This window comes from Schleiferia thermophila (assembly GCF_003337435.1).
Taxonomy (GTDB): Bacteria; Bacteroidota; Bacteroidia; order Flavobacteriales; family Schleiferiaceae; genus Schleiferia; species Schleiferia thermophila.
Window position 1 is genome coordinate 131458 of the sequence record NZ_QPJS01000004.1, and the last position, 21963, is coordinate 153420.

The 21963-nt window shown below is 39.7% G+C and carries 20 protein-coding genes; 8 read left to right on the forward strand and 12 right to left on the reverse strand.

The window, feature by feature from the left end; genetic code table 11:
* Positions 1-3: 3 nt before the first annotated feature.
* The 5 genes from DES35_RS09230 to DES35_RS09250 form a co-directional block, all read right to left on the reverse strand.
* Entirely contained in the window at positions 4-534 is a 531-nt protein-coding gene (locus DES35_RS09230) for a DUF7935 family protein (RefSeq protein ID WP_037358948.1), read from the reverse strand.
* 58 nt (positions 535-592) lie between these two features.
* Positions 593-1525, reverse strand: a complete 933-nt coding sequence (locus DES35_RS09235; RefSeq protein ID WP_037358950.1) for a LysR family transcriptional regulator — start codon at positions 1523-1525, stop codon at positions 593-595.
* A gap of 560 nt (positions 1526-2085) precedes the next feature.
* Entirely contained in the window at positions 2086-3171 is a 1086-nt protein-coding gene (gene wecB / locus DES35_RS09240; protein ID WP_037358953.1) for a non-hydrolyzing UDP-N-acetylglucosamine 2-epimerase, read from the reverse strand.
* A complete protein-coding gene (locus DES35_RS09245; protein WP_037358955.1) occupies positions 3156-4481 on the reverse strand; it encodes a glycosyltransferase in 1326 nt (441 codons plus the stop codon). Before DES35_RS09245 ends, wecB begins: the two co-directional genes overlap by 16 nt.
* Positions 4482-4612: 131 nt before the next feature.
* On the reverse strand, positions 4613-5584 hold the full coding sequence (locus DES35_RS09250; protein WP_037358958.1) for an SPFH domain-containing protein: 972 nt from the start codon (positions 5582-5584) through the stop codon (positions 4613-4615).
* Positions 5585-5674: 90 nt separating this feature from the next.
* Here DES35_RS09250 and DES35_RS09255 point away from each other — a divergent pair, with 90 nt between their 5' ends.
* Positions 5675-6754, forward strand: a complete 1080-nt coding sequence (locus DES35_RS09255; protein WP_125039475.1) for a glycosyltransferase family 4 protein — start codon at positions 5675-5677, stop codon at positions 6752-6754.
* A gap of 12 nt (positions 6755-6766) precedes the next feature.
* On the opposite strand, the gene mgtE is transcribed toward DES35_RS09255, so the two are convergent.
* Positions 6767-8110, reverse strand: coding sequence for a magnesium transporter (gene mgtE / locus DES35_RS09260; RefSeq protein WP_037358964.1), 1344 nt, complete (start codon positions 8108-8110; stop codon positions 6767-6769).
* Positions 8091-8996 carry a 16S rRNA (adenine(1518)-N(6)/adenine(1519)-N(6))-dimethyltransferase RsmA gene (gene rsmA / locus DES35_RS09265; RefSeq protein ID WP_244906341.1) on the reverse strand — a complete coding sequence of 302 codons (906 nt, stop codon included), beginning with the start codon at positions 8994-8996 and terminating at the stop codon, positions 8091-8093. Before rsmA ends, mgtE begins: the two co-directional genes overlap by 20 nt.
* A 122-nt stretch (positions 8997-9118) precedes the next feature.
* Here rsmA and DES35_RS09270 point away from each other — a divergent pair, with 122 nt between their 5' ends.
* On the forward strand, positions 9119-9715 hold the full coding sequence (locus DES35_RS09270; RefSeq protein ID WP_125039474.1) for a hypothetical protein: 597 nt from the start codon (positions 9119-9121) through the stop codon (positions 9713-9715).
* Here DES35_RS09270 and mltG read toward each other — a convergent pair.
* The 4 genes from mltG to dapF all read right to left on the reverse strand — a co-directional run bounded on the left by mltG (position 9708) and on the right by dapF (position 14046).
* Complete coding sequence (gene mltG / locus DES35_RS09275; protein ID WP_037358969.1) at positions 9708-10730, reverse strand: endolytic transglycosylase MltG; 1023 nt, start codon at positions 10728-10730, stop codon at positions 9708-9710. The two genes, DES35_RS09270 and mltG, sit on opposite strands and share 8 nt — an antisense overlap.
* A complete protein-coding gene (locus DES35_RS09280) occupies positions 10727-12679 on the reverse strand; it encodes a hypothetical protein (protein ID WP_037358971.1) in 1953 nt (650 codons plus the stop codon). The genes mltG and DES35_RS09280 overlap by 4 nt, the downstream gene beginning before the upstream one ends.
* Positions 12680-12748: 69 nt before the next feature.
* A complete protein-coding gene (locus DES35_RS09285) occupies positions 12749-13270 on the reverse strand; it encodes a GNAT family N-acetyltransferase (RefSeq protein ID WP_037358974.1) in 522 nt (173 codons plus the stop codon).
* Positions 13267-14046, reverse strand: a complete 780-nt coding sequence (gene dapF / locus DES35_RS09290) for a diaminopimelate epimerase (protein WP_114366412.1) — start codon at positions 14044-14046, stop codon at positions 13267-13269. Before dapF ends, DES35_RS09285 begins: the two co-directional genes overlap by 4 nt.
* A 128-nt stretch (positions 14047-14174) precedes the next feature.
* Between dapF and DES35_RS09295 the strand changes: the two genes are divergently transcribed.
* The 6 genes from DES35_RS09295 to DES35_RS09320 all read left to right on the forward strand — a co-directional run bounded on the left by DES35_RS09295 (position 14175) and on the right by DES35_RS09320 (position 20695).
* Positions 14175-14771: a glutathione peroxidase gene (locus DES35_RS09295; RefSeq protein WP_084180164.1), complete on the forward strand. Its 597-nt coding sequence runs from the start codon at positions 14175-14177 to the stop codon at positions 14769-14771.
* A gap of 86 nt (positions 14772-14857) precedes the next feature.
* Positions 14858-16486, forward strand: coding sequence for a bacillithiol biosynthesis cysteine-adding enzyme BshC (gene bshC / locus DES35_RS09300; protein ID WP_160171979.1), 1629 nt, complete (start codon positions 14858-14860; stop codon positions 16484-16486).
* Between the two features lie 37 nt (positions 16487-16523).
* Positions 16524-17654: a glycosyltransferase gene (locus DES35_RS09305; RefSeq protein WP_037358980.1), complete on the forward strand. Its 1131-nt coding sequence runs from the start codon at positions 16524-16526 to the stop codon at positions 17652-17654.
* Entirely contained in the window at positions 17648-18913 is a 1266-nt protein-coding gene (locus DES35_RS09310; protein ID WP_114366413.1) for a lipopolysaccharide biosynthesis protein, read from the forward strand. Before DES35_RS09305 ends, DES35_RS09310 begins: the two co-directional genes overlap by 7 nt.
* 85 nt (positions 18914-18998) lie before the next feature.
* On the forward strand, positions 18999-19694 hold the full coding sequence (locus DES35_RS09315) for a CBS domain-containing protein (RefSeq protein ID WP_244906343.1): 696 nt from the start codon (positions 18999-19001) through the stop codon (positions 19692-19694).
* Complete coding sequence (locus DES35_RS09320; protein WP_114366415.1) at positions 19694-20695, forward strand: GSCFA domain-containing protein; 1002 nt, start codon at positions 19694-19696, stop codon at positions 20693-20695. The genes DES35_RS09315 and DES35_RS09320 overlap by 1 nt, the downstream gene beginning before the upstream one ends.
* 1 nt (position 20696) lies before the next feature.
* Here the strand turns inward: DES35_RS09320 and DES35_RS09325 are convergent, their stop codons facing one another.
* Complete coding sequence (locus tag DES35_RS09325) at positions 20697-21926, reverse strand: DUF1015 domain-containing protein (RefSeq protein ID WP_114366416.1); 1230 nt, start codon at positions 21924-21926, stop codon at positions 20697-20699.
* Positions 21927-21963: the final 37 nt, after the last annotated feature.

Consider the following 21963-nt stretch of genomic DNA (forward strand, 5'->3'; position numbering starts at 1 on the left):
GTTCTAAAATTCTTGCTGCATTTCCTGCTTCAGATAGGCGAGTGCCTTTTTGGTAGGTATGGACTCCATTTCCATGAAATGGTTGATAATCATTTTGCTGAATTCCAAAGCCGTGGTTTCTTCTCCAGCTTCTGAGGAGAGTTTATTGATGATGCCCACCATGGCCGATTTAGCCGTTACAATATATTGCCATGCTTGGTCGCTCACATACATCTGCTGGCTTAGATTGTACTCGTATTCGGACTGAATGGCTTTTACCAACAGGTGTCGGTACTGACGTGCATTGAGGTTTTTGGAGGGCAATCGCATCACAAGTTGTGTGGGTGATATTCGTTCCAGGAAAAGAGCCAGTCGCTCATATGCCTGGAAACGCAATGGCAGAGCTATTTTACTATTTTCTTTATGAATTGAATATCGCCTTCTCTTTTCTTCATTTTCCATAAAATTAGAGAGCAGCATATACGTGAGAATTAACATAAAACCAGAAGGCAATACATATTTCAGTATTTCCAGAATAAGTTCTGTGTTGGTCATTTTGTTGGCTTCTGCTGGTTGTTGTGCACAAATGTAATTCTATAAAGTCCTGGCCGATTTACTTTGGCGGGATTACATTTCCCAGATTTTGCAATAGTTTTCTTGGAACAGAAGATTTCACGATTTCTTCGAGTTTTTGAATGATTTTACTTTTCAATTGATTGCGCGAATACACAAGACTAATTTCCCGTACGGGTCGAGGTTCGGCTATAAGTTTGATATTTTTTTGATTTTCGCCTTTGATTTCCAGTGCCATCAAATAGGGAATCAGTGTATTTCCAAACCCCTCGTCTACTAATTTAATTACAGTTTCAAAATTTCCGATTTCAACCATCAATCCTGATTTGGTTTGCTCTTCAGAGTCGTTGCAAATTCTTAGAACACTGTTTCGGAAACAATGACCTTCACTAAGCAACAGCAGTTTTGAGCTGTTTAGCTCTGAGGTTACTACAAACTCCTCTTTCCATAGAGGGTCAATGGGAGATATATAGGCCATAAAAGGTTCGTAAAAGAGAGGAACTTCCGTGATATTGGGTTCTTCCAGTGGGGTCGCCAGAATGCCTGCGTCCAGATAGTCGCGGTGAAGTTTATCAATGATGGTGGCCGTCTGCAGCTCTTCAACCACCAATGTGACCAGTGGAAATGTTTTTCTGAAATTTCCGATAAACCGATGGAGTAGGTATGGCGCTACAGTCGGAATGATTCCCAATCTGAATTCTCCTTCAAATCGCTCTTTTGCATCGGCAATGATTAAGTTGATTTTATGGGCCTCTCGAAGGACGTTGCGAGCCTGATCCAATATCTTACGACCTAATTCCGTGGGGATTATCGGTTTTTTTGACCGATCGAAAAGCACCACCCCCAGGTCATCTTCCAGTTTTTGCAATTGCATGCTAAGTGTAGGCTGTGTTACATTGCAAGTCTCTGCTGCTTTGCCAAAATGTCGGTGGTCGTCTACCGCTACCGCATATTCCAGTTGAGTGATGGTCATCTTAGAAATTTTGACAAATATAGTGATATTCTATTGATTCGTTAAAATAATAGAGAAAACAATAGATGTCAAAAAATTCACTTAAATATTAAGATATATTAAATTAAAAGTTAATTATATTTTATAGTTCAAATGTTTTAAAATTCTTTGTTCTGATATTGGCTTTTGATACAAACTCACATCTGCTGTCAACAGATAAATGTGCTGGTGCTGTTGTCGTTAGATATGGGATTAAAAGATTGAAAAAAGCTAAACGATGGAAAAAAGTCAAAAAATTTGAGTTTGGAAAGCTGGAATAAAATCATTTTAATGTACTCCCGATATTCAATTAGTAACCACAACCCATAAAAAATATTCTATGAATACATCACCATATACTAGCAAAACTTTGATATTATCATAAAAAAGTCAAAAAGATGTTGATTCGAAATTTTTAAGTAATATATTGAATAATTCGAATCGAAAAAAATTGTAATTCTGTGCTTCTATTGATTAAATAATTTGCTTGCTTTGAGTATACCAAAAGAAAAGTGTATATTATGGTTGTAAAAAAATAAATTTTACATGAATTTTCTTTTAATTTTTTCTGCTATTATTTCGGTTGAGTGACCATCTCCATACAATTTTCCACTAAAATCTCCTTCTTTGCTCATTGATTGAATATATTTTTTAAAAATTTCTTCGGCCTTGTAACCGGCCAGGTGATTGCATCCTGAGGCGACCAATTCTGTCCATTCGGTTTGTTCTCTTAGTGTTACACAAGGTTTTGAAAAAAAGTATGCTTCTTTTTGCAATCCGCCACTGTCGGTTAGTACCAGTTTGCAATGTTCTAGCAACACAATCATATCAAAATAACCAACTGGTTCAATGATTTTAAACTCGGGCTTTGTATTGATTTTTTGGAGATGCGCTGTAGTTCGTGGATGTAATGGAACAACTACCAAAAGCTCCTCATTTACTGAATTCAATCCTTTTACGATCTGCTCAAGTCGGTCTATATCGTCAGTATTTTCCTGTCTGTGAATGGTTGCAAGAGCAAATTCTTTTTCTTTTAAATGAAGTTTTTCAATGATTGTAGAACTTTTTTTTGCTTTTTCAAGATAGTATAATACTGCATCGTACATTACATCACCACAATGTATAATTTCTGTATCAAAATGCTGAAAACCCTCTCTGTAAAGATTTTCCACAGATGTAGCAGTTGGGCAGAACAACAGTGATGACAGTCGGTCTGTCAGAATTCTGTTGACTTCTTCGGGCATTTTCATGTCAAATGAGCGCAGGCCTGCCTCTACATGTATCACCGGTATGTGGAGTTTTATGGCTGCCAATGCGCCAGCAAGCGTAGAATTTGTATCGCCATAGACCAGAACTGCATTGGGTCTGTCTTGCATTAATATTTTTTCAATTTCCTCCAACATCCTGCCCGTCATAGCTCCATGGGGTAGCGAGTGAATATCGAGCTGATAATGTGGTCTGGGAATTTCCATTTCTCTAAAAAATATCTCCGACATTTTCTGATCAAAATGCTGACCTGTATGGATGATTTTTTCATATACACCGGCCGATTTTAGAGCTCTGCTTACTGCAGCAGCTTTGATAAATTGTGGTCTGGCACCAATTACAGTTGTTATGAAATTTTGCATTTATATATAGTGTTTTTAATGATTTTTGAAATTTCTTTTGCGAGGTTTTGTCTTGAGTATTTTTCTGTGTTCTGTACTGATGGTTGCAGCCTATTTTCTTTAAAAAGTTGATACAAGGTTTCTATCTGATGTAAGCCTTTTTCATATGCCTCGAATCCAATAGTTGTTCCCATATTTATTTCACGCAAGATAGTATCTAAATCACCTCCTTCGGGGCCTATTGCTAAAATAAACCTTCCGGCAGCCATATATTCATAGAGTTTTCCGGTTAATATTCCTGCTGCATTCGGTGTATTATTTACAACAAGGAGATTTATTTGAGATAGTTTTTGATATTTTAAGGCTGTTTTTCGTTCTACAAATGGAATATGCTCAAGATAATTTTCCAATCCATAAGTTTCAATACTCTCTAAAATACTTTGATCTACCTTTCCTACAAGTCTGATTTTTAAGTGAGCAGAAAATTCACCAGAGCATTCACATAATTTTTTAAGGATTTTCCACAGAATTATGGGATTTCTCGAGGGAGGTAAGGTCCCTACATGAGTTATCAGAAATTTGTCTTCTGGCTCTACTTGTATTTCTTCAAAATCCTCACCATCAAATCCATTGGTGATCACATGGATTGGTTTGTGAGTGATTTCGGAGAATTCCCTTTTCATTTGTTCTGAAACCACCAAAATGGCATCGGCATGGGTAAGTACTTTTTTCTCGAGCTTTCGATGAATGAAATCGCTGATTTTTGTGAGCTTTAATTCTTTGTAAAAATCTATATTGGTCCATGGATCCCTGAAATCTGCAATCCATGGAATATTTGTTCGTTTTTTCACACCCATTCCAATTAAATGCATGGAATGGGGAGGCCCTGTAGTGATAAGTATATCTACTGGTTTTTCCTTCAAATATTTCGTCAAAAAATTGATGGAAGGTTTTATCCAAAACGTCCGCGCATCAGGAATGAATAAATTTCCTCGGATCCATATACCAAGTTCAGATACGAAACTTCTTCTCTGACCACCTTGAGCAAAGCCAAAACCGGTTTTTTTTCTGTCCTGACCCGTAATCCACCGAAAGAACGAATGGGGCTCGACAATTTTTCTTTTTAGGATTTCAATGCCTTCCGGTATAAGCTTTTCTGTCGAGGAGTCTTCATAGAGTACTTCAGGATTTTCAGGTGTATACACCACTGGTATCCATCCGAGCGTTTTCAAATGTCCTGTAAATCTAAGCCATCGCTGTACAGCAATTCCACCTGATGGAGGCCAGTAGTATGTGATAATCAGGATTCTTCTGGTATCGTTTTTCGTCATCAAAGATTGGGTTCTTCGAAAACCATTTGATTTAAAATCAAAGTTCTATGTCAAACTGAAATACAAAGGAATATGTATTCAAGCATGAAAGTGTGTCTGTGCACTTGGCTCTGAAACTACATTGCCAGCTTTTAATTGGTTTTCAATAATTCTTTAATGCCTCCAAGTGAACTCAACACCCCGGTGGCCTCAAATGGCAGATAGACAGTTTTTGTATCCTCTCCTTTTACCATTTCTTTCAAAGTATCAATGTATTTAATGGCTACCAGGTAGTTGACCGGATCTCCTTTAGTAGTTGCGATGGCCTCTGACACCAGACGAATGGCTTCAGCTTCAGCTCGTGCTAGCTGTATTTTGGCTTCTGCCTGTCCTTGCGCTTGCAGGATGGCTGCTTGTTTCTCCCCTTCAGCACGGTTGATTTCGGCCATTTTCTGTCCTTCTGCTTCAAGTATTTGGGCGGTTTTTAACCCTTCTGCTTCCAGTATCCTTGCTCTTCTATCTCTTTCGGCGCGCATTTGCTTCTCCATCGCATCCCTGATGTCTTTCGGGGGATTGATATCTTGAAGTTCCACACGATTTACCTTCACGCCCCATTTGTTGGTGGCATCATCCAGTATACCGCGAAGTTTTGAATTGATGGTATCGCGTGAGGAGAGGGTTTCGTCCAGATCCATTTCACCAATCACATTTCGAAGGGTAGTTTGTGTGAGCTTTTCAATGGCTTGAGGAAGGTTTTCTATTTCGTACAAAGCTTTTTCAGGTTCGATGATTTGAAAATACAATAATGCATTGATTTCCGTGACTACATTATCACGCGTTATCACATTCTGTTTTGGGAAATCAAAAACCGCTTCTCTCAGATCAATTCTTGGATTTTGCTTATAAACCGATATGGTTTCACCTCGTGGTCCGACCATACTGTATCTCCAGCTAATGGGACGGGGCTGGTCTATAAAAGGCACTATGATGTTGATACCAGAATTCAGCGTTTTATGATATTTTCCAAATCGCTCAATGACCATCGTTTCGCTTTGTCTTACAATGATTAGACCTTTGATGGCAATAAAAACCACCAGAACAGCCAGAAAGATGAGTACGTACATAAGTTAAAGATTTTGTGCCTGCAATATAGAATTTTGCATGTATACTGGGATAACTTCATCATTTACATTTGCCTTTTAAGCTTTGTTTTTTTGAAGATATTAATTCTGATCAGAAGGGGGTATCGGAACTCTCCGGGAGGTGATGCTGTACATGCTTTAAAAACAGCTCATTATCTCCGTAAAGCTGGTATCGATGCAGAAGTTGTTGAAGCTGGTGAAAACTTAAATCTGTACAAATTTGATCTGTTGCATTTTTTCAACCTGGGTAGACCATACGATTTGCTTCCGTACTTAAGCAAGCTAAGGGTACCATTGGTGGTTTCTTCGTTATTTGTTGATTATTTTGAATACGATGTGCGGGGCCGGAGGTGGCCTGTGAGAGATCTGCTGGCATTGCTGGGTCGAGATGGAACGGAATACATGAAAGCTATTATTAAAATGTTCCTTGGGCAAATTCCCGTCCGCAATCAACCTTACTTAAAACTAGGCCATCGGGAATCTGTCCGAAGAATTCTTGACAACTCCCATTGTGTGATTGCAACTACCGGTAGCGAGCTGGAAAGGATATACCAATATGCCGGAACCATTCCGTTGAATTCTGAAATCGTACCCCTGGGAATTGACCCTTTGTTTTTTTCCAGAGACTTCAGTTGGCATAAGCGCAAGGGAATCATTTCTGCCGGTCGGCTTGAAGGTTTTAAAAATATTCATTCTCTCATAAAGGCCTGCGAAACTATAGGAGCAGATTTGACGATTTCCGGACAAAAAGGAAAAAATTCAGGGTTTTATCTGAAGTATTTGCAGCTATTGGCAGCTAATAATGTACAATTTACAGGGCATTTAAGGCCTGAAGAGCTACTGATTCAATATCTAAAACATCGGGTACATGCTCAGCCTTCGTGGTTTGAAACTTCAGGCCTTTCATCACTTGAGGCCGCTGCTGCAGGCTGTAGGGTGGTCATTACCAACAGGGGTGATACTGCTGAAGTGTTTGGAGTATATGCATTCTACGTCGATCCGGCAAACGTAAGCGACATTGCCAGTACTTTGCTGATAGCTCTCGAGACTCCTCCAGCACCCGATCAAAGGGATTTTTTTTACGAAACATACAACTGGGAAAGATCAATTTCAAAATTGTCAGATATTTACCGGAAAGTGTTGAATTATTAATGACAGCACCTACTACATAATCAACTTGGCTACTGAAAAATAGATAAAAAGCCCAATGACATCGTTGGTAGTAGTTACAAAAGGCCCTGTGGCAACCGCCGGGTCTATTTTAAATTTATTGAGTGTTAATGGCACAAAAGTGCCAAACATAGCTGCAAAAACAATAACCGAAATTAAAGCAAGTGAAACAGTTATGCTCAAATTAAAGGGCTTGCCCAATGCAGCTGTAACAGCAAACATGAGTGAGGCACATACTGTGGCCGTCACAAGCCCCACGCCAAGGTCTTTTAGCAGCTTTTTGATGATAGACTCATTAAATGAATCGTTGGCCAGCGACTGTACCACAAGTGCAGCAGACTGCACTCCCACATTGCCACCGGTAGCAGCTATTAAAGGCATAAAAGCTGCCATTTCCGGATATTGAGAAATATCAAAATAATCGACTACCCTCGAACTGATCACTCCTCCCAGCATTCCAATTAGAAGCCAGGGCAGCCTGGCACGTGAAAGGGCGAAAATAGAGTCGTCACTTTCTACATCCTGGGTCAGACCTGATGCCATCTGATAGTCGCGCTCTGCTTCTTCCTGCATCACATCCATTACATCATCAAAGGTGATACGGCCTACCAATTTTCCATCTTTATCTACGACCGGAATCACCACCAGGTCGTACTTTCGCATCAATCGTGCGACCTCTTCTACGTGTACATCAGTCGTGACGCTGATAACTTTGCGGTCGTACACCTCTGCTACAGGAGTTTTGGTAGATGTAGTGAGTAATTTTTTCAGCGATAGGGTCCCCAGTAGTCGGTCCTCGTCATCGACCACGTAAATGGCATGAACTTGTTCTACTTTCTCCGCCTGACGACGCATTTCGCGTAGACAGCGCATCAGTTTCCAGGAAGCATTGACCTTTACGAGCTCTTTGGCCATAATGGAGCCTGCAGTATCCTCTTCGTAGCTGAGCAGGTCAGCAATTTCCCTGGCTTGGTCCGGGTCCTCGAGATTTTGGAGAACTTCGTGAATTCGTTCCTGAGGTAGTTCAGAAATAATGTCGGCCGCATCGTCGCTGTCCAAATTTTCAATGACCTCCTGTGCCAGCTCCCGTACCGAGTAATCCTGAAGTAACTCTGCCCGCCTCTCCTCATCGAGATTGACGATTACTTCTGCAGCCTTTTCTTCAGGAAGGGCATAAAGCAGCAGTTTGGCATAGGGTAAGTCGAGCCTTTCAAGCAATTCGGCTATGTCCTCCGGGTGAAAATCTTCAAGTTCAGCCAGAACACTTTCTGTAGCTCTACGCTCGAGAAATTCAGCAATACGGTCTACAGTGGTCTGATTAAGTTTTTTGGTTTGCAATGCTTAATGCCTTAGTCAATTTTACAAAATCTTCTGGTGAAAGTTGTTCTGCCCGGCGCTCAAAAATAGGGTTTTCGCCTAATTCCATGGAGTAGTTCAACATTTTTAGTGCATTCCTAAGGGTCTTACGTCTTTGATTGAAAGCAGCCTTCACTATTTCTCTTACCCGAGGGAATAACCCCTCCGGACATAAAGGTGTCTCCAGCCGTTGTAATGTGATTACGCCCGAGCGCACCTTAGGAACAGGGTTGAAATTACCAGGTTCAACAGTGAATTCATAAGTAACACGATAAAATAATTGTGTCAGCACGGAGAGAATTCCATAGTCTTTTCCACCGGGCTTAGCCCCGATGCGCAGAGCTACTTCTCTTTGAAACATACCGCCCATCCAAGGAATAAGATGTTGGTGTTCAATAATCTTAAATACTATCTGTGTAGATATATTATATGGATAATTTCCTATAATTCCATATTCCTCACCTTCGAAGAGCGTATTGAAATCAAACTTTAAAAAATCGCCTTCAATTACCGTTAGCTCCCGGAAATTCGCTCTTAAATACTGAACTGATTCGCGATCCAACTCGATAGCCTTCAGATAGAAAGAATCAGATATTAAAAAATTGGTCAGAATACCCATTCCCGGCCCGACTTCGAGCAGATTTTTGCACGGACTATTATGGGCCAGGGCTGCAATGCGCTGTGCCACAGATTTATTGGTCAGAAAGTGCTGGCCCAGAGACTTTTTTGGTCTGACGAACGACATCTGTGCAAAGATGGACTCGAGTAGTTGATAAAAATACAAGAGATTATAAATTATATAAGTCCCTTGGATATAGTAGTAATCAACTATAAACAAGCAATAAGAAAAAAGAAATTTTGAAACCATGTACTTTTAAAGTATCTTTGTTCAAAATTCTTATTATGAGAAATTTAGTTTTTTTATTTACGTGTTTATGTACAATAGCCGGGTATGCACAGACCGAATTAATCCAACTGCGAATTAATGAGTTGGAAAAGCAGAAAACAGCTGTAGAAGGTGAAATTGAACAGCTTTCTGTACAAATACAAAAACTGGAAGAACAAATAACCAACGAAAAGGCTAAGCGAAGTGACCTTCAGAAAGCTATTGAGCAAAAGAGAGATGTCTACAAAACAGGTATTTCAGAAATGGAAGGGTATGACATTGATCAAATGACAGAATCCTTAAAATCAATTGAAAAATCAATATCTTCAAACAATAAAAAAATCAGAAAGTACAACAAAAAAGTTGACCGAAATAACAAGACTATTCAGAAGTTAATGAAACAAAATGATGAATTGAAAGTGGAAATAGCCCTTCTTACCAGTCAAAACGAAACAGCTGAAAAGGAAGCTAAAGCTATCCAGGAAACGATCAAAACAAAAAATCTCACCCGAAAAGCTAAAAGACTAAGCAGGGCTGAAAAAGATTTAGCCAGATTACAACAGCAACGCCTCAAGCTAGACGGAAAATTAGAGCATTTGAACAAACAAAAATCAGAAGCCGAAATGAAGCGAAATACTGCTCTTCACCGACTAGAAACCATAGTGCAAACTCTCCGTATGGAACAAGCTAAGCTCAATTGATTTGTTGAGCAGAAATCCATCTGTGGTAGCGGGAAGCATTTCGCAGATGCTGACGATAATCGTCAGTAAATAAATGGTAGCCCGGACGTTCGGGGTCAGCGCACATATACAGAAAATTGTGGTCCGAAGGGTTGAGTACGGCCTCTATGGCTAATTTAGATGGAAATGAAATGGGTCCCGGTGGCAATCCTTTGTGAATATACGTGTTATAAGGAGATTCAATCTTTAAGTCTTTGAAATACACTCGTTTTGAACGTACTCCCCGCTCTAGTTGGGTGGCAAACACTACGGTGGGATCAGCCTGAAGGAGCATTCCTTTTCTCAATCTGTTGAGATAAAGTCCCGCAACGACAGGCAATTCATCAGCTTTTTTGGTTTCACTCTCGACAATTGAAGCGAGTATACCAGCTTTTATTGGATCGAGGCCAATTTTTCGGGCTTGTGATTTTCTTTCTTCATTCCAAAATTTACCATATTCTTTATGCATTCTTTCAGCAAATTTCTCAGGATTTGTGTTCCAAAACATTTGATATGTATCCGGTAGAAACATCAAAGCAAAAGTTTCTTTAGTAAACCCATATTTTGCTGCTGTTTCTTTAGTGAGGAAATATCTGGAAAACGTTCCGGAATCAGGTTCTAATTTTTTACTTAATAGGTGCGAAAGCTCCTCAAAAAAAGATATGTTATGAAACGTAATAAGTACTGGTGCCTGCATCCCGCTTCTCAGCATGGATATAACTTCTTTGTTTGACATTTCAGACGTTATTTCATATCTGCCTGGTTTTACCAATTTATGATATTTCATCAGTCGTGAGGCCAGATGAAAAGTTGCATTACTTTTCAACATATTTTGATACCTGATACTGTCCAATACCTGATTAAACTCTGCACCTGTGGGTATAAAAAGAATGTGATTTGAGCGAACATTAGGCGAGTCAAAAATATATAAATACATTGAAAAGCTTGCCAGTAGAAGAAAGAATGCTGATGCTCCAACTTTTATTAAAAACTTCATTGAGTTAAAGAATTAATTTCATTGTATAATGAAGGCATCTCCTTTTTGATTTTGTCAAGAAGCTTCTCAATTTTACTTTTTTGCCCCGTATGATTATAGAGCAAAAGCAAATTGCTATATGCTTTAATGTATATTGGATTCATTTCTAAAGACTTAAGTAAAAAAGTTTCAGCTTTTTGGAAGTCTTTTTCCATCAGATGCAAATATCCCAAATTGTTGCTCACTTCATACAGATAGGGAATTTCGGAGTGAACGTTCTCCATTATGTGGATTGCTTCTCTGACCTGTCCGTTTTTAGCTAAAGCTACTGCATATTTCGATTGAAATTCATAGTGAAAAGGCGCCAGGTCTACTGCTTTTTTGTAGTATTTCAATGCTTCTGTAGTGCTGTAGTGTGTTTCCGTGAGATGAGCTACCCGATACCAAAACCAGGCATTTTCATTGCTCCAGGATGAGAAAGTATAGGTACTATCTGTAATTAGATTTCTTATCGTTGGTAAAATTGATAAATAACTATTTTTTATGTCTTTTTTCAAATATAAATAATGAATCCACTCTCTCATATATTCCATCTTATTTACTGAAGATAGCAGCAGATATGCGCTATCGAGATACCAGTTATTCGGTTCAAATCTTTCGTACTGTTGCAAATATGCATTTATTCGACTTTTCAATGTCGGATTGGCATTGTTGATTGAAATTAGAGCTATAATTTTTTCGTTTTTCTGTGAGTTTGATAGTTTTTTATGAACGGCTATTTTATGATCGTGAATGGTCACATGTGGTATATCGATACTTCCTGAAATAGGCATATGACAACTTACACAACTGTTGTTTTTTTTGTCTTTTATTGTTGTTTTTTCTCTGCATTCGTTATCGCTATGGCACGATGCACATTTTTCATTAAAAAATGCATCTCCTAGACTCCGACTACTGATGTGAGGGTTGTGACACGTGGTGCAATCCATTTTTCCATTGGAATTAGTAAAGCAATTGCTTTGTGATAGTCTGTCTGCATGAGATGCCATAATAAAGTGTTCGTCGTTTTCATATTTTGGAAGATAAATATCCATTACGTCGCTAAGCTTCATTCCTGGCCTGAAATCAAAAAATGATTTGCCATTTACTAAGACAGTATTTCCTTGTAAGTGACATCTTTGGCAAAGTTCGAACCTCAATCTTACGGGTAATCTTTTAGGATTGACGATGCTGTAATCAGGTGAAGCGGAGGTATCTGTAAAATTACCGCTGAGCATTTTGTTTACATGTCCGCTGCCCGGACCGTGGCATCGCTCACAGTCGATTCCAAGCGGCACCTTGGAATATTTGTTTTCACTTCCAGCTATAAATCCCGTAGGCATGGCATTGTGACAGCTCATGCATTCGATCCCTATCGGCCTGGAATACCGGCTATTATTTCCCTCTTCAAAACCCGGAGGGAGGTCGAGTCTTTCCGACTGCGTGTAATATGTAAATGGTGCCTGAAAAAGATAGCCATTCAGGTTTATGATATGGGAATTGGTATGATGTCCAGAACCTATGATAAAATCGACCGGTACGTGAAGATTATAGGTAGTGTCACTACCATTCAACCGAAACTCGTGGAGCCACAAATTACCTGCTTTAAAATAAGGCCGATAATAAAATCCTGTGTGTGAATCGTAAACATACTGATTTTCAGAGACCGGGATGGCTGACTTTGAGCTATCTGCAAGACCGAAACTTTTACCCATACCCGTGTGCACAAATGTGGAGTAGATTTCGTAATGACAATTTTTACACGATTCGATACCTACGTAAGAAAGGCTATCACCCAATGCCCACCACTTGTGGAAGTCATCACCTTTTTCTGAGTTGTCTTCATCAGACTTTTGACAGGATACATATATCCAACCTACACAAAATGGTATGATACCAAGCCAATACTTAAGAAGACTTTTCCACCTCATTTGCCCGCACTAACTACTGATTCAAAAATAAGAAAAGCGGTGTGACCAAGTCTAAAATATCCGGTAAAATCAATAACTCAGAAATTTTTGATAGAAATAAACATCGTGATATTTACCTTTTTTTCTGATCCAGTCTTTTTTCACGCCGTTACGTGTAAATCCACATTTTTCAAACAATCGAATACTTGCTTCATTGAATGCAGGAATTTCTGCATATACCTGATGAAGTCCAAGGAAAATCTCTCCCTGCTTAATGATGAGCTCAATGGCTTTTTTTCCGTACCCTCTGTTTCTGAAATCCGGATCGATCACTATGCCAATGGCTGCACGCTGGTTCAGAGCGTCGTAATCGTAAAAATCTATAAGACCAATCCTGTGATCTGGTGTTGACAATACAAATCTTTGCTGTCCTGTGATAGCGATGTCCTGACCTGAGTTTTCTAAGTATTTTTTCAAGGTATAATGACTCCATGGCGAGATGGTGCCACTGACCCACCAGTTATTCCTGTCATTTTCCAATTTAATGAGAAAAGGCAAATCTGAAGGCTCAGGCGCCCTTAAAATCAGTGCATTTTCTCTCAAGCCATTCATGACAACCAGTATTTTCCTTCAAATACAAATTTCGCCTGACCTGTTAAAGAAATTTTTTCAAATTTGTCCGAATTTCTTTTAAAACTTATACTTAAATCTCCTCCAGGAGTATTTACAGAAATGGAATCGTTTATGCCATACAGATATGAAGTAACCAAAGCAGCAGCTGTTACTCCGGTACCACAGCTTAGCGTTTCGCTTTCTACGCCTCGCTCGTAGGTTCGTACGTAAATTGTATTTCCTCGCGGCTCAGAGCAAAAATTCACATTGACTCCTCCCTGATTTTCAAACGTATTGTCAAAGCGCCATTTTCTGCCCTCAAGATTCACATCTATGGTATCTAGGTCATTTTTAAAAATCACCAAATGAGGTGAACCGGTATCGATGTAATACCCGGGCTCTTTCTTCACTGGCAATGAAGTGTCCAACAGTTCAAGACTCACCACATCGTCAATGATCCATGCAGAGTGTATGCCATCTACGGCTCTAAAAACTGCTCTTTTATCAACAATTCCAATGAATTTTGCAAAAGCTGCTACACAACGACCTCCGTTACCACACATGGTGCTTTCACGACCATCTGAGTTATAGTACACCATTTTAAAATGTACTTCCTCGTCATTTTCCAACAGTATAAGTCCATCAGCACCAATCCCAAATTTTCTATGACACATATTTTGTATCAATTCCGTAGTTTTCGGGAATGTAAGCTCTCTGTTGTCGATGATAATGAAATCGTTGCCGGTACCTTGATATTTAAAAAATCTGATGTGCAATTTTGAAAAATATAAGATTTACGCTGCAAATTAAAAAAATCCGAGTAAACCAGATTAAAAAACATTCTTTAATTGGCCAATGTATTTTGTGAACATTGCGCTTTAAAAAATGTATTTAAAAGAAAAATATGAAAAAAGTAAGTATATCGCTCATGATACTAGTGGTTTCCAGCATTTTGTTTTCAGCAGGCATCAAGGACCATCTGGCGAGATTATCAAAGGACCATGGTCAATCAAAGCCAGTTTCCTTCTACAGTCTAAAGGCAAAGACCATAGACGGTAAAGATTTTGATTTCTCAACTTTAAAGGGAAAGAGGGTACTGATAGTAAATGTGGCTTCCGAATGTGGATTTACGCCACAATACAAAAAACTTCAAAAGCTTTTTGATGACTATAAGGATAAAAACTTTGTTATACTGGGATTTCCCTGTAACGATTTTGGAGGTCAGGAACCCGGATCAACCAGTGAGATCAAATCTTTTTGTGAGAAAAATTACGGAGTGACCTTTCAATTAATGGAAAAGGTTTCTATAAAAGGTCCAAATCCACATCCTGTTTATCAATGGCTTACAAAAAAGGAACTCAACGGAAAGTCAAATGCCTCTGTTCGTTGGAATTTTCATAAATTTCTCATTGACGAAAATGGTCAGTGGGTGGAGGATTATGGCAGTATGACAGATCCCATGTCCGAAAAGATTGTTGCATTTGCAGCCAGAAAGTCTTAGTTTTTTCATGGTGTGTTGATTTGAGTAGCCGACCTCATATGGGTCGGCTATTCTATTTACTTTTGGCAGTAAATACAGCAATTACATTGAATAGTTTACAGTCAGCAGTTATCCAATCAATACCTTTTGCTAAAACAGGTATCCTTCCGTCCATTACCCTGGACTATCTAATACATCCTGAGCGGCTCGTACCCTATTACAACAGGTATTTTACAAAAGAAGATTTCTACCGTCAGATACTTGAAAAGCAACTCGAATTCACTGATGAGAGACGCAAGATACTCTACCGTGCATTGAAACGCCAGTATTCAGAGCAGGGCATTGTACTTTCTGCATCTGAGCCTGTAATGACCAATATAGAATTACTGTCTCGAAATGATACATTCACCATCACCACAGGTCATCAGCTGTGTCTTCATACCGGTCCTTTGTATTTTATTTACAAGATACTTAGTGCCATCGCTCAGGTACGTAAGCTGAAAGTGTGGTATCCGGAATATCACTTTGTACCGGTATTTTGGTTGGCCAGTGAGGATCATGATTTTCAGGAGATAAACCACTTTCATCATCACAGAGTACGATTTCATTGGAATTACATGCATTCCGGACAGCCAGTTGGTCGCTTGTCGTTGGAAGGATACAGAGAGCTTTTACAAACTTATTCCGAATTTTTAATGCCTCATAACTCCTCCATTACCGAGTGGCTTAAAATATTGGAATATAGCTATTTGACCAGTATCAATCTCGCTCAGGCAACCCGTAAACTCGTTCACCAGCTGCTCGGACATTATGGCATAGTTATAATAGATGGAGACGATCCGGAGCTTAAAAATGCGTTTCGTTTAATCATAAAAGACGAAGTGCTCCGGCAGGTTTCCAATGAACCTTTGAAGGAAACTTCTGAAGAAATTGGCAGATTGTGGTTTGCCCAGGTAAATCCCAGAGACATTAATTTCTTTTACCTGGGAGACAGCAGGGTAAGAATAGAAAAGGCTTCGGATGGTACTTACAGAGCTGGTCAAAGAGTTTGGAGTACAAGAGAATTAGAGCGAGAAATTGACAATAGACCCGAAAATTTCAGCCCCAACGTAGTGACACGTCCTTTGTATCAGGAATTTGTGTTGCCTAACCTGGCTTATATAGGCGGTGCAAATGAAATCGCATACTGGCTTCAGTTAAAAGGTGTCTTTACAACCCACCAGATGCCGATGCCAATACTTCTGCTGAGAAATTCATTTCTTCAGCTCAATGCCAAAGTAAAGAGGTTTTTGGAAAAGAATGATTTACTCGAGGAGATTTTGTTCCAACCACCAGCCAAAGTGGTAAAGGACCTGATTCGCAAAACATCACCTACGGATTCCAGATTTGAACACTTTTCAAGCCAAATGAAAAAACTTTATGCTGAAATTGAAGAGTACAGTGCCAACGTAGACAAGACACTTGCCGCCAGCGCCCGTGCTCGTATGGTAAGGCATCTGAAAGCCATCGAGTCACTAAAAGCTAAAGTCCTAAGTGCAGAAGCGAGAAAAAACGACCAACTTCTCCGAAAACTCCAGGAAATACACCAAATGGTCTATCCTAACGGGGTGTTTCAAGAACGCTATGAAAACGTTAGCCAATATTACTGTAAGTATGGACAGGATTGGATTGATGTCCTCATGGCCGAAGCAGATATGCCTTCAACCAACGCTATTGTACTGTATTGGCCTGACTAGGAATTGATTCTGATAGATAACATTTACACCGCCCGGAATGGGTACTTCCGATAGCAAATTTGTTTTGTGGTTTACACCTTGGTTTCCTTCCAGAGTTCATAGCACACTTGGGAATTTTATAGAGCGTCATGCCCATGTAGCAGGTTTGGAAGCAGATGTAGAAGTCATTCATTTTACTACAGAGCCTACAGATTCATGTATCATCAAGCCTATAGAGAAGCAAGGTCTCAATGGGATCCATATTTTTAAACCATCGGGTCTGAAGGGTTGGTATCAACTAATCATGATTATCATTAGTCAACTAAACAGAAAGAAGCCTGCAATAATTCATCTCAATATTTTTCACGAAAGTTGGTGGATTGCTTTAATCGCGCGGATTATTTGTCCAAATTCTGTAATTTTTTGTTCTGAGCATTGGACTGGCTATCACAATGGCGCGTTTGAAGAGCTTTCCTGGTGGAGGCGAAAAGCCATTGGATTGGCAGCAAGTCTTGTGGATATATTCCTACCGGTAACTAGGCATTTGGGCCATTCGATGCAGGATACAATTAAAAAAAATATATCTTTTCAGATACTTCCGAATGTGGTGGATGATAAAATTTTTACGTTTTGTCCGGAAAAAGACTTAAAGTATACGTTCCTGCATGTTTCAACCCTTGATTTTAATCACAAAAGACCTGATGTAATTCTTCGGTCTTTTGCTCGTCTTTCGGAAGAGTTTCCTCAAATCACTCTGGCGATAGGGGGAGATGGAGATGTACGACCATTAAAACAACTTGCCAGCCGTTTGGGTGTAGAGCATTTGGTTACTTTTTTCGGAGAGAAAACATCCCCTGAAATTGCAGCATTGATGCAGGAATCAGCATTTTTGGTTCTATACAGCAAATTTGAAAATTTTCCCTGTGTAATAGCTGAGGCATGGATGTGCGGAGTGCCGGTAATCGCTTCAGATGTAGGAGGTATTGCAGAATGGTTAATTCCTGAAACTGGAATACTCATTAACCCCAAAGAGGAAAGCGAGTTGTATGAGGCGATGAAAAAAGTGGTGACCGGTGAAATTTGTTTCGATCGATTTCAGATTGCTAAATATGCTACCGAACATTTTAGTTACGGGGCATTGCGTATGCGATTGCATAAACTTTACACCCAACAGCCAGAACAATGTTAAAGAAACTGTTTCAAACCACCGTCACCAGGGCGTTATCGGCTTTTTTAGGTCTGGTAATTTTATCCATCAATGCCAGATATATCGGCAGTGAGGGTGTTGGAGAAGTGGCATTATTTAATCTTTGGGTCAGTATTTTTTTGATGTTGTCAAACTTGCCGGGGGGCTCTGCCATGGTGTATTATGCCGTTCGTTACAAGTCATCTGAATTGCTCGCGACAGCTTATATCTGGGCTGTTATTGCATTGGTATTGCCAATGGCCGTGTTGTGGATTTTTCCAACATTGCTTCCTTCTCCGGTATTTTTACTTATAGTACTTTTTTTTTACTCTACAGGCTGGGCTCATCAATATTTGCTGGTAGGAATCGAAAAGCTGCACTTACACAATGCTGCCTCGCTGGCAGTGAATTCCACTTTGATCGGAGCCCTAGTTTACCAATATTCTGTTTTTACACCTAAAGCTGAGCATTACTACCTGGCACTTTCTTTAGGTGCCGGAGCTCAATGGCTTTTATCGCTAGTTTTTCTTTGGCCAAGGCTCAGATTAGAAGGCTTTGATTTTAAAATTAATGTTCAATTGATCAAGCAGCTTTTGATAAACGGTTTTCATATACAGATTGGAAATCTGGTTCAACAACTCAACTACAGGTTTACCTATTTTTTTCTTGAAAAATATCAGGGAACAGGAACCGTTGGAATTTTTGCAGCTGTGGTACAGCTTGGAGAGGGAATATGGCTACTTGCAAAAAGTGTCAGCTTAGTTGTATATTCTCGAGTGTCACAAAACGGCAGTGACTTTTCGGCCGGTGTTCTCACGTTCGTCACTGCCCGATGGGTGGCAGTTCTCAGCGGATTGGCCATTCTTTTGCTAGCTATGTTACCGGATGGGGTATACCACAGATTTTTAGGACCGCAATACATGGGTTTGGGACATTGGATGCTACTGATGACACCAGCGGTGGCAATTCTGGCAGCCGGGATGATCTATTCGCATTTCCTCGCCGGAAAAGGTCTGTTTTTTATCAATTTTCTTATATCACTTCTCGCTTTCATACCGATAGTATTGCTAGGAGATCTTTTGACATCTCGTTTAGGTTTGTATGGAGCTGTTCTTCTCAATACATGTTCTTATAGCATCACGGCCGTCGGATCTTTTTTGATTGTTTTGAGACATGTGGATAGCGAAAGCAAAGTATATATGTTCAGATTTATCAATGATATTAAAATCCTTCATCAGCAGTTGAAAAAAGGGCAAGATTGATTTCGCTTGGTATATGGTATAAAACATCAAAATCTTCCCGTTGCGGTGTGATTTTTGACTTTTTACAAAACCTTTGAGTTTGGATGTGGATAATGATTATAAGTTTGTATTGATAATGACGGGAGAAAATTACATATCACTGAGTTTAGCACCGCTTCATGCCGGTGACACCATTTCATTTGCCATCGATGAAATGATTCATCAAGGTACCCGTTCGCTGCCGCTTCTAAGCGATGGGCAACTTATTGGAATTCTTAGACTTGAGGATCTGGAAAATCTAAGCGAAGATTATTTGTCGCTTGGTGATTTGCCACCGCATCTCATAAAGCCAGGATTTATATACGTCGATAGTCATGAGCTGGATATTATAGCTTCATTTGGCATTTACAAGTGCGATGTTTTGCCGGTACTCGATAGGGAGAAACAATATCAGGGTGCTGTATTGGCCTATGATGTATTGACCACTTTTGGCCAATCGCTGAGCTTTAAAATGCCCGGCGGCATTTTGGTACTTGAAATCCCATCATCCGACTATCAGCTAAGCCAGATTGCACAAATTGCAGAGAGTGGAGAAGCCCGAATTTTAAGCCTATACTTAAATGAAATACCGGATAGTCAAAGAATTTTAATCACATTAAAACTAAATAGAGAAAACCTCGACGGCATCATTCAGACTTTTGAACGGTACAACTATGAAGTAAAAGCTATTTTTGGCGAAAGCCAGAGTATTATAGATCTGAAGCACAGGTATGAGTTGTTGATGAAGTGGATTAATATCTAATGCAATTTCATCATCCCATTGTTGATTTCCGACCCCCGGAAGTACAAGACGCAGATAAAATAGGATTGAGTGACACCATTGTTTTTTTAGGTTCGTGTTTTTCTGAAAATATAGGCGGAGAACTCAGGAGGTTGTATCATCCTGTAGTCATTAATCCACAGGGAATTGCTTTTGATCCATTTTCAATCTGCCGCCATTTGACTTTAGCATCAAATACGGAATTTGAAATAAGACCTGTTTCACGTGATGGTTTGTTTTTTTCATGGGATCATCATAGCAGTCTGTATGCGACCACCATCGAGGGTTTGAAAGATACACTTCAGTCAGCAGTATATTCCACACGACTAGCCCTGGAAAAGGCTACGCACGTAGTTATAACTCTCGGAACGGTATACTATTATCGATTGGCCGAAAGTGGGCAACCCGTTGCCAACTGCCACAAAATGCCATCGCATTATTTCAGAAAATCCTTTCTTTCAGTAGCGGATACAGTAGAGGTACTTGTAAGAATATATGAAAACATCAATGTCATTAATCCTACTGCCAAATGTATTTTTACCATTAGTCCTGTAAAGTATCTAAGGGATGGGATAATTGAAAATAGTCGCAGTAAGGCACACTTGATCGCTGCAGTACATGAAGTGGTCAATTCATGCAAGGCCAGTTATTTCCCCGCATATGAACTTGTAACCGATGTGCTCCGAAACTACGAATATTATGAGATGGATATGGCTCATCCTAACATACGTGCAATTTGGGCAGTCTATAATTTTTTTTGTGAATCATGGGTGTCAGCACCATTACGAGCTGCCTTGCAGGAGATTGATGGATTTCTCCGGATGTTGCATCACGAGTTGCAACATCCGGAATCTCAAGCCGCTAAGAGGTGGTTTGTAAACCTTTCAACACAATTGGAAAAATTAAGAAATAAATACCCTTTAGAGCTTAGAGAAACTGACAAAGAGCGATGGGAAAGGCTGTGTGAAATGTTTTCTCCTTAAATCAATGCCAATACAAACCTAAATCGTAGATGGTAAGACCACTTCGAAGCTTGGGTAAGATGAAAGTACTTTTAGGAGGCATTACCAGATGTGCATCGGCAATCCGTTTTACAGTTTCAAAATTGACTGGAGCTATTTCAAAAGCAATGGAATTTTTATGGTTTAAGACCCACTCTCTGGCTTTGTCTCTACCCTCAGGAGCCGGCATATAATGCAGCCTTGAATTTTCTTTGGCGCTTTCAACCCCAGCTATGGGATTTAAAATGTGATCAAAGAGGATGCTCGCATCCAACTGCTGCATTAGATTTTTTTTCTCATACCAATGTTCCGGAAATTTAAAGGTTTGCCATTCGGCGCCGTAAAAGATGGAAAAATAACCCCGATTAGTGACCCAGTTGTCACTCATCCTCTCGCAGTTGGAAAATATGAAATCTAAAATTTTGTTTTTTTCTTCGTCGCTATTGTTTTCGAGTAATCGATAAAAAGAGTCAACTACCAATTCAGTATCCGGCAGCATCATTGCCATGAAATAGGCTGATTCGGGGGTGGCATTCTTTTCATTCACTAGTTTTTTATGCAGCAAAGCCGATGATGCAGAGCGATGATGGCCATCGGCAATGTAGACAGCATCTATCTGAGCGAAGGTCATCTCTATAGTTTCCAGGCTATTAATGTCGTCAATGATCCATAACTCGTGCAGTACACGGTCAGTAGAAGTAAATTCATATTCCGGTCGGATCAATAGATAACGTTCGAAGACCTTATGCAATGAGGACTGCCATGGATAAGTAAGGAGTACAGGTTCGGCGTTAAATCCGGTGTGGTAGAGATAGTCGGCAAACATTTCTTCTCTCTTGGAGAGGGTATGTTCGTGGATTTTAACCCGGCCTTCCTCGTAATCCGCCACACTCACAGCACCGATTATTCCAGTGAAGATGTGCTCCTGGGTGGATTGGCGATAAAGGTAGAAGCACTTTTTTGCTTCAGTGAAGAAAATTCCCTCATCGATAAATTTTTCGAAAGTTTTTCGAACTACTTTATACTTTTCAGACCCTTGTAAATTGTGGATGCGTGCTTCATCGGGATTGATAACATGAAGAAACGTGTAAGGATTGTTGCTTAATTTGTCTTCCAGAGCTTCTTTTGAATAAGTAACATAAGATCTGGTGGCCACTAAATAGGCCTTGTCACGTGTCGGCCGAATGGCTTTAAACGGCTTAAAGGAAAGCATTACAAATGATGTAAAAAAGTGCCCAAATAAAATATAT

Coding starts and splice junctions, on each gene's coding strand:
- DES35_RS09230 (WP_037358948.1), bottom strand. CDS start 534: ATGACCAACACAGAACTTATTCTGGAAATACTGAAATATGTATTGCCT.
- DES35_RS09235 (WP_037358950.1), bottom strand. CDS start 1,525: ATGACCATCACTCAACTGGAATATGCGGTAGCGGTAGACGACCACCGA.
- wecB (WP_037358953.1), bottom strand. CDS start 3,171: ATGCAAAATTTCATAACAACTGTAATTGGTGCCAGACCACAATTTATC.
- DES35_RS09245 (WP_037358955.1), bottom strand. CDS start 4,481: ATGACGAAAAACGATACCAGAAGAATCCTGATTATCACATACTACTGG.
- DES35_RS09250 (WP_037358958.1), bottom strand. CDS start 5,584: ATGTACGTACTCATCTTTCTGGCTGTTCTGGTGGTTTTTATTGCCATC.
- rsmA (WP_244906341.1), bottom strand. CDS start 8,996: ATGGTTTCAAAATTTCTTTTTTCTTATTGCTTGTTTATAGTTGATTAC.
- mltG (WP_037358969.1), bottom strand. CDS start 10,730: ATGAAGTTTTTAATAAAAGTTGGAGCATCAGCATTCTTTCTTCTACTG.
- DES35_RS09280 (WP_037358971.1), bottom strand. CDS start 12,679: ATGAGGTGGAAAAGTCTTCTTAAGTATTGGCTTGGTATCATACCATTT.
- DES35_RS09285 (WP_037358974.1), bottom strand. CDS start 13,270: ATGAATGGCTTGAGAGAAAATGCACTGATTTTAAGGGCGCCTGAGCCT.
- DES35_RS09295 (WP_084180164.1), top strand. CDS start 14,175: ATGAAAAAAGTAAGTATATCGCTCATGATACTAGTGGTTTCCAGCATT.
- DES35_RS09305 (WP_037358980.1), top strand. CDS start 16,524: ATGGGTACTTCCGATAGCAAATTTGTTTTGTGGTTTACACCTTGGTTT.
- DES35_RS09310 (WP_114366413.1), top strand. CDS start 17,648: ATGTTAAAGAAACTGTTTCAAACCACCGTCACCAGGGCGTTATCGGCT.
- DES35_RS09320 (WP_114366415.1), top strand. CDS start 19,694: ATGCAATTTCATCATCCCATTGTTGATTTCCGACCCCCGGAAGTACAA.
- DES35_RS09325 (WP_114366416.1), bottom strand. CDS start 21,926: ATGCTTTCCTTTAAGCCGTTTAAAGCCATTCGGCCGACACGTGACAAG.